At 69.3% G+C, this 13855-nt stretch carries 14 protein-coding genes; 7 read left to right on the plus strand and 7 right to left on the minus strand.

From position 1 onward, the window contains the following. Window positions 1–6 precede the first annotated feature (6 nt). Window positions 7–900 (plus strand): putative RNA methyltransferase, encoded by an 894-nt coding sequence (locus tag BO226_RS02915; protein WP_071934573.1) that lies wholly within the window; start codon window positions 7–9, stop codon window positions 898–900. Here the strand turns inward: BO226_RS02915 and glgA are convergent. After that, a complete protein-coding gene (gene glgA / locus BO226_RS02920) occupies window positions 887–2059 on the minus strand; it encodes a glycogen synthase (protein WP_006554286.1) in 1173 nt (390 codons plus the stop codon). The two genes, BO226_RS02915 and glgA, sit on opposite strands and share 14 nt — an antisense overlap. Window positions 2060–2172: 113 nt before the next feature. Between glgA and glgC the strand changes: the two genes are divergently transcribed. Further along, window positions 2173–3387: a glucose-1-phosphate adenylyltransferase gene (glgC, locus tag BO226_RS02925; protein WP_006554287.1), complete on the plus strand. Its 1215-nt coding sequence runs from the start codon at window positions 2173–2175 to the stop codon at window positions 3385–3387. A 34-nt stretch (window positions 3388–3421) separates the two neighbouring features. On the opposite strand, the gene BO226_RS02930 is transcribed toward glgC, so the two are convergent. Then, complete coding sequence (locus BO226_RS02930; RefSeq protein WP_006554288.1) at window positions 3422–4057, minus strand: O-methyltransferase; 636 nt, start codon at window positions 4055–4057, stop codon at window positions 3422–3424. Window positions 4058–4374: 317 nt separating this feature from the next. Here BO226_RS02930 and sigE point away from each other — a divergent pair, with 317 nt between their 5' ends. The 4 genes from sigE (at window position 4375) to tatB (ending at window position 7543) form a co-directional block, all read left to right on the plus strand. Beyond that, the gene (sigE, locus tag BO226_RS02935; protein ID WP_039586309.1) at window positions 4375–4998 is read left to right on the plus strand and encodes an RNA polymerase sigma factor SigE; all 624 of its coding nucleotides are present in this window, start codon (window positions 4375–4377) and stop codon (window positions 4996–4998) included. Between the two features lie 16 nt (window positions 4999–5014). Beyond that, entirely contained in the window at window positions 5015–5347 is a 333-nt protein-coding gene (locus BO226_RS02940; RefSeq protein WP_019288062.1) for an anti-sigma factor family protein, read from the plus strand. 82 nt (window positions 5348–5429) lie between these two features. Then, on the plus strand, window positions 5430–7046 hold the full coding sequence (locus BO226_RS02945; RefSeq protein ID WP_039586307.1) for a S1C family serine protease: 1617 nt from the start codon (window positions 5430–5432) through the stop codon (window positions 7044–7046). A gap of 92 nt (window positions 7047–7138) precedes the next feature. Then, entirely contained in the window at window positions 7139–7543 is a 405-nt protein-coding gene (gene tatB, locus BO226_RS02950; protein ID WP_006554292.1) for a Sec-independent protein translocase protein TatB, read from the plus strand. Between the two features lie 63 nt (window positions 7544–7606). Here the strand turns inward: tatB and BO226_RS02955 are convergent, their stop codons facing one another. From BO226_RS02955 to BO226_RS02975, 5 genes are all read right to left on the minus strand, one after another. Next, window positions 7607–8740, minus strand: a complete 1134-nt coding sequence (locus tag BO226_RS02955) for an Mrp/NBP35 family ATP-binding protein (protein ID WP_024103442.1) — start codon at window positions 8738–8740, stop codon at window positions 7607–7609. Window positions 8741–8842: 102 nt separating this feature from the next. Further along, entirely contained in the window at window positions 8843–9709 is an 867-nt protein-coding gene (locus BO226_RS02960; protein ID WP_006554294.1) for a lytic transglycosylase domain-containing protein, read from the minus strand. A 222-nt stretch (window positions 9710–9931) separates the two neighbouring features. After that, on the minus strand, window positions 9932–10861 hold the full coding sequence (locus BO226_RS02965; protein ID WP_033097298.1) for a hypothetical protein: 930 nt from the start codon (window positions 10859–10861) through the stop codon (window positions 9932–9934). 104 nt (window positions 10862–10965) lie between these two features. Continuing rightward, window positions 10966–11487 (minus strand): DUF1003 domain-containing protein, encoded by a 522-nt coding sequence (locus tag BO226_RS02970; protein ID WP_006554296.1) that lies wholly within the window; start codon window positions 11485–11487, stop codon window positions 10966–10968. Continuing rightward, window positions 11480–12754: a magnesium transporter MgtE N-terminal domain-containing protein gene (locus tag BO226_RS02975; protein WP_006554297.1), complete on the minus strand. Its 1275-nt coding sequence runs from the start codon at window positions 12752–12754 to the stop codon at window positions 11480–11482. Before BO226_RS02975 ends, BO226_RS02970 begins: the two co-directional genes overlap by 8 nt. A gap of 58 nt (window positions 12755–12812) precedes the next feature. Between BO226_RS02975 and BO226_RS02980 the strand changes: the two genes are divergently transcribed. Then, window positions 12813–13772: an HpcH/HpaI aldolase/citrate lyase family protein gene (locus BO226_RS02980; RefSeq protein WP_006554298.1), complete on the plus strand. Its 960-nt coding sequence runs from the start codon at window positions 12813–12815 to the stop codon at window positions 13770–13772. Window positions 13773–13855 lie beyond the last annotated feature (83 nt).

The following is a 13855-nucleotide window of genomic DNA, read 5'->3' on the forward strand; positions in this document are numbered from 1 at the left end:
GGCGCGATGCTCGCCGACGTGATCGATCTTCTCGCGTGCCCTCACTGCGAGTCCGCGCTCGACCTCGACGACAACGTCGTGGTGTGCGATCGCGGGCACAGCTTCGACGTCGCACGCCAGGGCTACGTGTCGCTGCTCGCCGGCGGTTCGACGCCGTTCACCGGCGACACCGCCGACATGATCGCGGCCCGCGCCGATTTCCTCGGTGCCGGGCACTACGACCCGATCCGGCGCGCGGTGGCCGACGCATGCCTCGACACCGCCGATACGGTGGACACCGATGCGGTAGTCGCAGCCGCCGGCGCTGCGATCCTCGAGGTCGGGGCCGGTACGGGGCAGTACCTCGCGTCCGTGCTCGACGCCCTGCCGGCGGCGCGCGGCATCGGGCTCGACGTCTCCAAGCCCGCGGTGCGGCGCGTCGCCCGCAGTCATCCCCGGACCGGAGCGATCCTCGCCGATGCGTGGCAACGACTGCCTGTGAAGTCGGCATCGCTCACCCACGTGCTGTCGGTGTTCGCGCCCCGCAACGCCGCCGAGAGTCATCGCGTGCTCGTCCCCGGAGGCACGCTCGTCGTTGCTACACCCACCTCGGAGCATCTGCGCGAACTGGTCGCGTTGCCCGGCATGGTGAGTGTGGACGACCGGAAGACGGAGCGGCTCTCGTCCGCGCTGTCGGGACGTTTCGAGCGAACGGGACGGACGGACGTGCGCTTCACGGCCGCACTCCCGTGCGAGGCGCTCGGTCTCGTCGCGGGGATGGGACCGTCCGCCCATCATGTGACGTCCGACCGGCGTGCGGAGTTGCTGGCCTCCCTGCCCGATCCGTTCGAGGTGACGGTCTCGGTCACCGTCACCTCGTGGCGACGGGTCGAGACGGCCGACGAACCTAGCGCGTCGTGAGCACCTGCTGGTAGACGGCGACGGTCTGGCGGGCGATCTGCGCCCACGAGAACTCGTTGACAGCGCGGTCGCGTCCGGCCCGGCCCCACCGGGCGGCACGGTCGCGGTCGCGCGCGACGTCGTCGATCGCATCGGCGAGCGCACGCTCGTAGGTCTCGGTGTCGAAGGCGTCGTAGTGCACCAGTCGCCCGGTGACCCCGTCCTGCACGACCTCCGGGATGCCTCCGACGTCGGACGCCACCACGGCGGTCTCGCAGGCCATCGCCTCGAGGTTGACGATCCCCAGCGGCTCGTACACCGACGGACAGACGAAAACCGTTGCAATCGAGAGTAGTTCGCGGACCGATTCGGTGGGCAGCATCTCGCGTACCCAGTGCACCCCGTCACGGGCGTCCTGCAGGGCGGTCACCGCCCGTTCGGTCTCCGCGGCGATCTCGGGGGTGTCGGGCGCGCCGGCACACAGGACGAGCTGGATGTCGGGGTCGAGATGGTGCGCCGCGGCGATCAGGTGCCCGACGCCCTTCTGCCGGGTGATGCGGCCGACGAACACGACGATCGGACGATCCGGATCGAGACCGATGCGGGTGACGACGGACTCGTGGCCGGGCTCGGCCGGGCCCGGATGCCAGACGGTGGTGTCGATCCCGTTGCGCACCACGTGGACCCGAGCGGGATCGACGAACGGATAGGCGTCGAGCACGTCGAGGCGCATCCCGTCGCTGACCGCGATGATCGCGTCGGCGTACCGGACGGCGTTGCGCTCAGACCAGGAGGAGATGCGATAACCGCCCCCGAGTTGCTCGGCCTTCCACGGCCGTCGGGGCTCGAGGGAGTGCGCGGTGAGGATGTGCGGGACGTCGTGGAGTTCGGCGGCCAGATGACCGGCCAGCCCGGTGTACCAGGTGTGCGAGTGCACCACGTCGACTCCGGCCGCGGCGTGCGCCATGCGCAACCCGGCCGACAGGGTCGTCAGGGCAGGATTGGCATCGCGCAGTGCCGGGTCGGGGGAGTGCACGAACGCGGTATCGCGCGGTGCGCCCGTGCAGTGCACGTCGACCTCGACCAGTCGACGCAGTTGTTCGACGAGTTCGGTGACGTGGACCCCGGCCCCGCCGTACACCTCAGGCGGATACTCCCGCGTCATCATTGCCACCCTCACCGCCTCAAAGTAGCGGGCCGCGCAGGTTCCGGCCACCCGGCCCCGACACTCCGAAGGGCGTCGAGATCGCGCTTCGCTGGCGGCGGCCTGGGTCGGGGGATAGGTTGAAGCGTGTGAGGAGCCAGCCCCATGTGCTTGGAATCGTTCTCGCCGGCGGCGAGGGCAAACGTCTGTATCCGCTGACCGCGGACAGAGCCAAGCCGGCAGTGCCGTTCGGGGGCGCATACCGCCTCATCGATTTCGTGCTCAGCAATCTCGTGAATGCCGGTTACCTGCGCATCTGCGTTCTCACGCAGTACAAGTCGCACTCCCTCGACCGGCACATCTCGCAGACCTGGCGCCTCTCCGGCTTCACCGGTGAGTACATCACCCCGGTGCCGGCCCAGCAGCGGCTCGGTCCACGCTGGTACACCGGCAGCGCCGACGCGATCCTGCAGTCGCTCAACCTGGTCTACGACGAGGATCCCGAGTACATCGTGGTCTTCGGCGCCGACCACGTGTACCGGATGGACCCCGAGCAGATGGTGCGCCAGCACATCGAGTCGGGCGCCGGTGTCACCGTCGCCGGTATCCGCGTCCCGCGCAGCGAGGCATTCGCGTTCGGCTGCATCGACAGCGACGAGAGCGGCAGGATCACCCAGTTCCTCGAGAAGCCCGCTCATCCGCCCGGGACACCCGACGACCCCAACGTCACGTTCGCGTCCATGGGTAACTACGTCTTCACCACGAAGGTCCTCGTCGAGGCGCTGCGGGCCGACTCGGAGAATCCCGACTCCGACCACGACATGGGGGGCGACATCATCCCCGCGCTCGTCGAGCGGGGCGAGGCTCACGTCTACGACTTCAACGACAACGTCGTCCCGGGCGCGACCGAACGCGATCGTGCCTACTGGCGCGACGTCGGTACGCTCGACGCCTTCTACGACGCTCACATGGACCTCGTGTCGGTCCACCCGATCTTCAATCTCTACAACCGGCGCTGGCCCATCCGCGGTGCCGCCGAGAACCTGCCGCCTGCGAAGTTCGTGCAGGGCGGTCTGGCGCAGGAGTCGATCGTCGGCGCCGGCAGCATCCTGTCGGCCGCCACGGTCCGCAACTCGGTGCTCAGCTCGAACGTCATGGTCGACGACGGCGCGACCGTCGAGGGCAGCGTGCTCATGCCCGGTGTGCGCATCGGCAAGGGTGCGGTCGTGCGACGAGCGATCCTCGACAAGAACGTCGTCGTCGGCGACGGCGAGATCATCGGCGTCGACCTCGAGCGCGACCGTCAGCGGTTCGCGGTGAGCAACGGCGGTGTCGTCGCCATCGGCAAGGGCATCTGGATCTGAGAGCGTGCTGCCCGCCCGGAGGCGGCTGCGCGGATCAGCTGAGGCGCACCGCGCAGAGCAGGCCGTCGCCGAGCGGCAGGACCACCGGAGCGAGACGCTCGTCGTCGGACACCGCGCGGGTCGCCTCGCGCACCGCGAGCACCGTTGCGTCGCGGGCAGCGGGGTCGGCGACGCGTCCGTCGAGCAGGGCGTTGTGCAGCACGATCACCCCACCCGGCCGGAGCAGACGCACCCCTTCGCGCACGAAGTGCGGATGGTCGGCCGGGGTCGCATCGACGAAGACCATGTCGTAGCCGGAGTCGGCGAGTCGCGGCAGCACGTCCAGCGCGCGGCCGTTGATGAGCCGGGTGCGCGACGCCACGACACCCGCCTCGCGGAAGGCGATCTTCGCGGCCCGCTGATGCTCCGGCTCGCTGTCGATGGTGGTGAGCACGCCGTCCTCGCGGAGGCCGTGCAGCAACCACAGTCCGCTCACACCCGCACCGGTCCCGATCTCCACTACCGTCCTGGCGTCGAGCATGCGGGCGAACATCGCGAGGGCGGCTCCGACGGAGGGGGACACCGGGTCGGCGCCCAGATCTTCGGCACGGTCACGCGCCGCGGCGAGCTCGTCGTCCTCGACGACGATGTTCTCGGCGTGGGTCAGGATGCGATCGGCGTTGGTCTGCACCTCACTGAGGCTATCCTCGGCGATTCGTTCGCGCAGGCAGGCGCGCACGGAGAGGTGCCGCCAGTTGTGTGATTCAGGCGGATGACCACGCCCGAACCGATTTTCTCAGGGACGTTTCAGGTTACTCATACGGCGGCCACATCGCCGCGAGGAAAACTGACAATCGGCGAACCGGACGATCGCACCGGTTCACGACTTCGAGGACGCACCGCTCTCGGGGAACGCTCCTGTGAAGGAATATTCCCTGCAGATCGAGTGTTGATAGGCCCTGAAGCCAGTACCACTGCGGTCCCGACGAGGAGGATCCACCGATCCACATGACCCGAGCCCACACTGTTCCCGAGAACGACGCCTCGGCGCTCGAGGCGGACCTGAGCGGCACCGCGGCGTTCGACGCCACCGGGGACCACGCGGCCATGCCGTCGTGGGACGAACTCGTTCGTGAGCACGGCGACCGCGTCTACCGCCTCGCCTACCGTCTTTCCGGCAACGCCCAGGACGCCGAGGATCTCACGCAGGAGACCTTCATCCGCGTCTTCCGGTCGTTGCAGAACTACCAGCCCGGCACTTTCGAGGGTTGGTTGCATCGCATCACCACGAACCTCTTCCTGGACATGGTGCGCCGCCGGAACCGCATCCGGATGGAAGCGCTCCCGGAGGACTACGATCGTGTACCGGCCGCAGGGCCGAACCCCGAGGAGATCTACCACGACGCGCGTCTCGGCGCCGACCTGCAGTCCGCTCTGGACTCGCTCGGACCCGAGTACCGTGCCGCGGTGGTGCTCTGTGACATCGAAGGTCTGTCCTACGAGGAGATCGGTGCCACACTGGGGGTGAAACTCGGTACGGTGCGTAGTCGTATCCACCGAGGCCGCCAGGCACTCCGCGAGTACCTGCGCGAGCATGGAAAGGTCGAAAACGGTCGCGTCGATGCGGGGTAGCCGCCGGGAGGTAGTGATGACGATGGTGCAACCACCTCGCAGATTCGGCTCCACGGAACACCTCGCCAGCGAGGCAATTGCCGCATTCGTCGACGGCGAACTGCGCATGGCGGCCTACATGCGGGCCGCCCAGCATCTGTCGATGTGTCCGGAGTGTGCCGCCGAGGTCGAAGCCCAGCAGCAGGCCCGCCACGCACTGCGGTCCGCTGCCGATCACATACCGCGTATGCCGAGTTCACTGCGCGGTACGCTCAGCAACATCCCGTCCCACCTGTGCGACCCGACCCCGCGCCCTCAGGCGGAGGAAGGCTTCGCCGCGCGCCGCTGGTCGATTCTCCGGCGCCGGTGACCGGACGGGCGGTAACAGGTGATCCGATGCCATCGGTGATACTGGGCTGCGTGACGGACCTAGACGGGGGAGACGGGCACGCGTGACGGCCGAATCTGCGCAGCACACCGGACGGCGGGGCGGCGACGATCGTCGTCGCGACGACGAGCTGCCCCATGCCTCGTCGGGTAAGGACTCCTCGGGCGGAGACTCGTCCGGCAGAGGCTCGTCCGGCAACGCCTCGTCGGGTCTCCCCGACGGAGCGATCGCGCGCCCCGACGACGCTCCCCGTCTCGAACCGCGGCCCGTCTACCGGCCCACCGTCGACCCGGCATCGGCCCGTGTCTTCGGGCGCCCGGCCGGCGCCGAGGGATCGTTCGACTCCTCGGCCCATCCCCGCGTCGTCGACCCGCGCGTCCAGCAGGCACCTCCGACCGATGCGATCCTGGCCGAGGCCTACGGACGGCCGTCCGACGTCGACGAGACGCTCCAGCGTCCCCCTTCGCAGCCCGCGGCCGAGACCGAGGACGACACCGAACCCGATCCCTGGCGCGACCCCGACTCAGCGGTGCGGCTCGGTCCGCCCCTGGCCGGGCAGACCGAGGAGAAGGAACTTCCTCCGGCTCCCGGACTGACCCTGCGTGAGGTGTTGTTCGACCGCCGCGTCCAACCCCGCGCACTCGCGACCCTGGCCGCTGTGGCTGTCGTGATCGGCATGGTCGGCGGACTCGTCGTCGCGCTCGCGACCGCCGACAACGGTTCGCTGACCAGTCGCGGAGTGACGCTGAGCCAGTCGGGTCCCGACGAGGAACTGCCCACCGGCGCGGTCGCGCGTGTCGCCGACACCGTGCTGCCCGCGGTCGTCTCCATCCAGACCACCGTCGGCGGCGACGCCGGCACCGGCTCGGGCGTGGTGATCGACGGTGCCGGTTACATCGTCACCAACAACCACGTCGTTTCGATGGCCGCCGGCAATCCCGATGCGAAGGTACAGGTCACCTTCGATGACGGCACGAAGGTGCCCGCCTCGATCGTCGGACGCGACATCAAGACCGACTTGGCCGTGCTCGCCGTCGAGAACGTCGACAACCTGGTCGTCGCCGAGCTGGGCCGCTCCGAGGACGTCCAGGTGGGCGAGGACGTCGTCGCGGTCGGTTCGCCGCTCGGCCTGAGCAAGACCGTCACCCGCGGCATCGTCAGCGCGCTGCACCGGCCCATGCGGCTCAGCGGGCAGGGCACCGACACCGACGCGGTGATCGACGCCGTCCAGACCGACGCCTCGATCAACCCCGGCAACTCCGGCGGCCCCCTCATCGACATGGAGGGTCGCGTGATCGGTATCAATTCCGCGATCAAGTCGGAGACCGGCGGTTCGGTGGGCCTGGGCTTCGCGATCCCCATCGACGACGTCACCGAGGTGGCGCAGGAGCTGATCCGCACCGGCGAGATGCGGCACCCCGACATCGGCGTGAACGCACGCTCGGTGGTCAACGACGTCGCGAGCGGCGCGGAGGTCGCCAACGTCCGTCAGGACAGCCCGGCCCAGCGCGCCGGCATCGTCGAGGGCGACGTCATCGTCAAGGTCGGCGACCGCGAAGTCACCAGCGCCGACGAGCTCGTCGTGGCGGTCCAGCAGCAGGAGATCGACGAACCGATCACCGTCCAGCTCGTGCGCAACGGCCGTCTCGTCGACGTCGAGGTCACCCCAGTCTCCGACTGAGCGGCCCCTGTCTCGGACAGAACGTCCCAGCCGTGTGATGTGACCTTCCACGTAGGTGCTGCGATCCGGACGAGACCACGTACCCTGGATGCGTGTTCGGCAACATCGGTTGGGGCGAGTTCCTGGTACTCATCGTGGCGGCCCTCGTGGTCCTCGGCCCGGAGCGCCTCCCCGGCGCCGTCTCGTGGGTGGCCAAGTCGCTGCGTCAGGTACGCGACTACGCCACGGGTGCGCGCGACCAGCTCGAGCAGGAATTCGGACCGGAGTTCGACGACCTGCGGCAACCGCTGTCCGAGCTGAACCAGCTGCGCGGCATGACACCGCGGGCCGTGATCACGAAGCATCTGCTCGACGGCGACGACTCGATTCTCACCGGCAATTTCGACAAGCCGTCCTCGGCGGCTCCGGGAACGCCCACCAACGGCGCGGCCCGGCCGAACCTGTCGAAGCCGCTCGCTCCGGACGAGAAGCCGCCGATCGATCCCGACGCCACCTGACAGCTTTCCTACGATCGAGCCCCCGCCGTGAAGCACGGCGGGGGCTCGATCGATATCGGGTTCTTACAGGTGACGCGTGGTGTCGATTCCCAGCGACATGCCGGCCAGTCCGCGCCTGCGCACGGCGAGCTTGTCGGAGATCTCCTCGAGCGCCACCGCGGGCGCCGAGTCGGGCGCCGCGAGGACGATCGGGGTACCGGAGTCGCCGGCCTCGCGCACTGCCGGGTCGAGCGGGATCTGGCCGAGCAGCGGCACCGTCGCGCCCACCGCGCGGGTGAGCCGCTCGGCGACGGCCTGACCGCCGCCGCTGCCGAAGACGTCCATTCGGGTGCCGTCGGGCAGCTCGAGCCACGACATGTTCTCCACCACGCCGGCGATGCGCTGACGCGTCTGCAGCGCGATGGAACCGGCGCGCTCGGCGACCTCGGCGGCTGCCTGCTGCGGCGTCGTCACGACGAGGATCTCGGCGTTGGGGATCAGCTGCGCGACGGAGATGGCGACGTCACCCGTGCCGGGCGGCAGGTCGAGGAGCAGGACGTCGAGGTCGCCCCAGAAGACGTCGGCGAGGAACTGCTGCAGCGCGCGGTGCAGCATCGGGCCACGCCACACCACCGGGGTGTTGCCCTCGGTGAACTGGGCGATGGAGATCGTCTTCACGTCGTGCGCGATCGGCGGCATGATCATCCGCTCGACCTGCGTGGGCTTGGCGGACGTGCCGAGCATGCGGGGGATCGAGTGACCGTAGATGTCGGCGTCGAGCACACCCACCGACAGTCCGCGCGCGGCCATCGCCGCGGCGAGATTGACGGTGACCGACGACTTGCCGACACCACCCTTGCCGGAGGCCACCGCGTAGACGCGCGTGAGCGAACCGGGCTGGGCGAACGGGATGACGGGCTCCGTGGAGTCGCCGCGCAGCGACTTGCGGAGCTCGGTGCGCTGCTCGTCGCTCATCACGTCGAGGGTCACCCGGACCTCGCCCACGCCGGCGACGTCGGCGACGGCCTTGGTGACGCGCTCCGAGATCTCGGTGCGCATGGGGCACCCGGCGGTGGTCAGATAGATCGCCACATCGACGCTGCTGTCGGCGCCGATCTCGATGCTCTTGACCATTCCGAGATCGGTGATGGGCTTGCGGATCTCCGGGTCCTGGACCCGTGCGAGCGCACTGCGGACGTCGGACTCACTGACTGCCATGACGCCCATGGTAGGCGGCACGCCGCTCGCGACCGGATACGGGTCGACGGTGACCCGACGACCGCCTTCGGTCCGGGGTGACCCGACGACCCTCTCCGGACCTCAGTGGATGCGGGGGAGATCCGCGGGGCTCGGGTCGATGCCGGTGGAGTAGGCCGTCGACCAGGCGAGCACGTTCGCCACGTAGGCCATCGAGTTGTTGTAGCGGTGGATCGCCTTCGTCGAGTGCGCGAGGTTGCGCATGTCGAGGCCACCGTCGCACAGGTACTTCGCGGTGGTGAGCGTCGAATCGTACAGGTTCTGGGGATCGGAGACCCCGTCGCCGTTGCCGTCGCCCGCGTACTGGTTCCACGTGGTGGGGATGAATTGCATCGGCCCGACCGCACGGTCGTAGACGGTGTCGCCGTCGAGGGCGCCGCCGTCGGTGTCGTGGATGACGGCCTGGCCGGGCAGGCTGCCGTTGAGCGGCAGTCCGATGACGGGCTCGAGCAGGTTGCCCTTGGCGTCGGCATGACCACCGTTGGCGTGTCCGGACTCGACGCGGCCGATGCCGGCGAGGAGCGTCCAGTGCATGCCGCAGGCGGGATTCTCCTCGGCGAGGATGCGCTCGGCGTTGCGGTAGGCGGCGTAGTTGATGCCGGGGATGCCGAGGGGGCCCTCGTGGAGGACCTCGGGCTCGGGTTCCGGCTGGGGGGCGGCCTTGAAGGTGCGCACGGGTGCCGGTTCGGGCTCGAGCATGATCGTCTGCACGGCGGCGACCGCTTCGGGAATCGCGTTCGCGAGGTCGGCCGAGTCGGTCGACGACGCCGTCGGCTCGGTCTCGTGGTGAGCTGCACCCATCAGCGCTCGCGGCGACGCACCCGCGGTGGTCGCGGCTGCGGCGACCAGTCCGACCGGAACGAGTCCGGTCATCGCGATGACGGAATTTCGCCGAAGCTTCGAATCCGACGGTTTGGCGTGGCGGCCCAATGGATAACCCTCCCTCGGGTGCCTCGGAACGAGACACCTTCGTTACGTGCCGGGCCGAGGTTACAGCATTCGATGCCTTTCCGTTACTCAAACGTGATGTAACGGGGTCGTATGCGTACTGCTGTGGCCCGTCCGTGCTGGTCCGGTGGGTCGGGTGGGGTGAAAGAAAAAGATGACGACACGCGTGTCGTGCGTGGCGTCACCTCACGTGTGTGCCGGGAGTTATTCGCAGAAGGCGGGCACCAGGCAGGGGAGTTCGGGCAACTCCGGCATCGGCGGCGGAGCCGGGATGTTCTGTTCGGGTGCCTGCTGAGCCGGAGTGTCGGCGGGCGCTTGCTGGGCCGGCTGAGGTGTCGCCTCCGGAGCGGGCGCGGTGACCGCCGGAGCCGGCGCGGCGGCCGCGACATCCGAGGCGTTCGGAACGGGCCGCGCCGGGATCGGAGCGAGATCGGCGGGAGCCACCTCGGCGGCCTTCGAATACGCACCGGACCAGTGCCGGACATTCGCCAGATAGTCCGGTGACGGATCGACCGACGCCACCGCCCGCGCCTCCCCGTCCGGCTCGCGCAGGTTTCCGCCCTCCGCGCACATCCGGGCACCGGCGGCCAGGGTCGCGTCGAAGATGTTCTGTGGATCGGCGGTGCCGTCCGCGTTGCCGTCCGCCGAGTACTGCTCCCACACCGCGGGGGCCAGGCGCATCGGCCCGAGCAGCCCCTCCGGGGTGACGACCGGCGCGGTCAGCGTGCCCAGGATGTCGGTGCGTCCCCCGTCCGCGTGTCCGGAGTTCAGGCGCCCGACGGCGGCGAGCAGATTCCACGGCAGGCCGCACTCGGGAGAGTCGATGGCCAGCTGCATCTCGGCCGCGCGATAGGCGTAGAAGACGAGTTCGGGGATCGCGAGCGGCCCGTCGCCGAGGGCCGCCGCACCCCCTGCCGCGGCCACGGCATCGGGCGGAAGCTGGGTGAGCGGGTCGCTCGGGCTGCGCAGCGGTTGCGCCTCGCGCACCTCGCCGGGGAGCACGCCCACCGCCGGAGCGGCGCTCGGCTCGGTCTCGGCGGACGTCGTCTCCGCCACCACCGTCGCCGACGACGCTGTCGCCGCGAGTCCGGCAGCGACGATCACCGGCATCGCCAGCGCGACCTTCCACCGCACGCGATCACCCTCCTCCGATCGTCCGTCCGACTGATGTGACGAAGGTTACAGAAGGGTGTCGGGTTGTGTGCAACGGGGCGTGCCGGACAACAGGACGGGGTCCCTCAGTGACGGGGCCCGCGGGTGCGTGGAGTGCCGGCGTCGTCCTCGTTCTCGTCGTCGATCAGCAGGGCGCGCAGATCGTCGAGTTCGCGACGCAGATAGTCGCGGGTCGCGACCTCACCCACCGCGAGTCGCAGAGCCGCGAGTTCGCGTGCCAGGAACTCGGTGTCGGCCTTGGTCTGCTCGGCGCGGGCGCGATCCTCCTCGAGAGATACGCGGTCGCGGTTCTCCTGCCGGTTCTGCGCCAGCAGGATCAACGGCGCCGCATAGGCGGCCTGCGTCGAGAAGGCCAGGTTGAGAAGGATGAAGGGATAGGGATCCCACTGCAGTCCGACCGCGGCGATGTTGAGGGCGATCCACACGATGACGACGATCGTCTGGATGGCGAGATAACGGCCCGTTCCGAGGAACCGGGCGATCGACTCGCTGACCCGGCCCACCGCCTCGGCGTCGAAGTTGAAGCGGAACCTCGACGCCTGTGGGGTCTCGAGGCGCGAGCGGCCCTGCGTGCTGCGGTCACTCATCCTCGATGTCCTCCTCGCGCCAGTCCTCCGGCAGCAGATGGTCGAGCACGTCGTCGACGCTCACCGCGCCGAGCAGGTGCCCCTCGTCGTCCACCACCGGACCGCAGACCAGGTTGTACGTCGCGAAGTACCGGGTGACGGTGGTCAGGGCGTCGTCGGGGGCCAGGCGCGGCAGGTCGTCGTCGACGACCCCTCCCACCAGGCTCGCAGGCGGTTCCCGGAGCAATCGTTGCAGATGGACACAGCCGAGGTACTTGCCGGTGGGCGTCGCGGTGGGCGGCCGCACGACGAAGACCATCGACGCCAGGGCGGGACTCAGATCCGGATTGCGGGCGCGGGCGAGCGCTTCGGCCACCGTGGTCGCCGGCGTCAGCACGACCGGCTCGGGGGTCATCAGACCACCGGCGGTGTCGGGGGAGTGCTCGAGCAGGCGGCGCACCGGCTCGGAGTCCTCGGGGTCCATGCGTTGCAGGAACGACTCGGCATCCGTCGCAGGCAGCTCACCGAGGAGGTCGGCGACGTCGTCGGGATCCATCGCCTCGAGCACCGCGACCGCCCGGTCGAGGCCGAGCTGGGTGAGCAGGTCGGTCTGGTCGTCGGAGGGCAGCTCCTGCACGATGTCGGCGAGGCGTTCGTCGTCGAGCGCCGCGGCGACCTCGGTGCGTCTCTTGATCGGCAGGTCGCGCAGGGCGTTCGCGACGTCCGGCGGGCGCATGTCCTCGAACTGCAGGAGCAACTGCGCGACACCCTGTCCGGGCATCGACAGTGCCTGCTGGGTGAGTCCGTGCACGTGCGGCCATTCCACGATGTGGATGGGGGAGCGGCGCGCGAGCCGGCCGCGATGGCGACGCACCGCCACGCGGGCGACGACCCAGTCGCGGGTGCGCATGAGCTCGAGCCCCAGATCCACCACGACGGCGTCGACACCCATCAGGTCCGGCAGCTCCGGGTCGTCGACGCGCACACGCGAATCGAGGACCTGACCGAGGGCGAGCACTTCCGAGGGCCGCTGGGTGAACCGGCGCAGACTGACGTTGCCGGTGACGAGGGTGACCGCACCGGGTTCGATCGCGGTCACGCGCAGCATCGGGACGAAGATCCGCTTGCGGGTGGGCAGTTCGACGACGAGCCCCAGCGCACGAGGCGGCTGACGTCCCACTCGTATGGTCAGCACGACATCGCGGACGCGGCCGATGGACTCGCCGTCGGGGCCGAGAACGACCAGTCCGGCCAGCCGCGCGACGAAGACCTTGCTCACTGCTGCCATGATTGCCAGGCTAGAGCGTGCCCACGCTGTTCCCGGAACTCGGAGGTCTGGTCAGGTCATGTCGTTTTCGTTCAGGCCCCGAAGATCGGTACTCGCGGTTCCCGGCAGCAGCCGGAAGATGATCGACAAGGCCAAGGGCCTTCCCGCCGACGAGATCTTCCTCGATCTCGAGGACGCGGTGTCGCCGCTGGCCAAGGAGCAGGCCCGCAGCACCATCGTCGAAGCTCTGAACGAGGACGGCTGGGGCGACCAGATCAAGGTCGTGCGCGTCAACGACTGGACCACGGACGCGACCTATCTCGACGTCGCGACGGTCGTCGGTGGTGCCGGCGCGAATCTCGACGCGATCCTGCTGCCGAAGGTGCCCGACGCGAGCCACGTGAAGGCGCTCGACCTGCTCCTCACGCAGGTCGAGAAGGCCCACGGTCTCGAGGCGGGACGGATCGGTATCGAACCGCAGATCGAGAACGCCATCGGGTTGACGAACATCAACGAGATCGCGACGGCGAGCCCGCGCGTGCAGACACTCGTGTTCGGTCCGGCAGACTTCATGGCGAGCATCAACATGCGCACCCTCGTCGTCGGTGAGCAGCCCGAGGGTTACGACGTCGGCGACGCCTACCACCACATCCTCATGACGATCCTCATGGCCGCGCGTGCGCACGGGCTGCAGGCCATCGACGGCCCCTACCTCCAGATCCGCGACGTCGACGCCTTCCGCCGGTCGGCGCAGCGCACCGCCGCCCTGGGCTTCGACGGCAAGTGGGTGCTGCACCCGAGCCAGATCGACGCGGCCAACGAGGTCTTCAGCCCCCGGCAGGAGGACTACGACAAGGCCGAGATGATCCTCGACGCCTACGAGTGGCACACCTCGGCCGAGGGCGGCGCCCGCGGTGCCGCGATGCTCGGCGACGAGATGATCGACGAGGCGAGCCGGAAGATGGCCCTCGTGATCTCCGCGAAGGGCCGGGCCGCGGGGTTGCAGCGCACCCAGAAGTTCGAGCCGCCGGCCTCCTGACGGGAACGACCAGGAAAAAGAACATATCGGGCGAACCATCGCGGCGTGCCGGTCCCCGTCGAGGCAGAATGGAGACCGGCGCC

It is taken from the genome of Rhodococcus sp. 2G (assembly GCF_001886355.1).
In the GTDB taxonomy this organism is placed as follows: Bacteria; Actinomycetota; Actinomycetes; order Mycobacteriales; family Mycobacteriaceae; genus Rhodococcus; species Rhodococcus pyridinivorans.

Bases quoted from the DNA above. Each gene is read 5' to 3' on its own strand.
- BO226_RS02955 (WP_024103442.1), bottom strand. From the start codon at position 8,740: ATGGCAGTCAGTGAGTCCGACGTCCGCAGTGCGCTCGCACGGGTCCAG.
- BO226_RS02975 (WP_006554297.1), bottom strand. From the start codon at position 12,754: ATGGCAGCAGTGAGCAAGGTCTTCGTCGCGCGGCTGGCCGGACTGGTC.
- BO226_RS02940 (WP_019288062.1), top strand. From the start codon at position 5,015: ATGACGATGGTGCAACCACCTCGCAGATTCGGCTCCACGGAACACCTC.
- BO226_RS02980 (WP_006554298.1), top strand. From the start codon at position 12,813: ATGTCGTTTTCGTTCAGGCCCCGAAGATCGGTACTCGCGGTTCCCGGC.
- BO226_RS02970 (WP_006554296.1), bottom strand. From the start codon at position 11,487: ATGAGTGACCGCAGCACGCAGGGCCGCTCGCGCCTCGAGACCCCACAG.
- sigE (WP_039586309.1), top strand. From the start codon at position 4,375: ATGACCCGAGCCCACACTGTTCCCGAGAACGACGCCTCGGCGCTCGAG.
- BO226_RS02915 (WP_071934573.1), top strand. From the start codon at position 7: ATGCTCGCCGACGTGATCGATCTTCTCGCGTGCCCTCACTGCGAGTCC.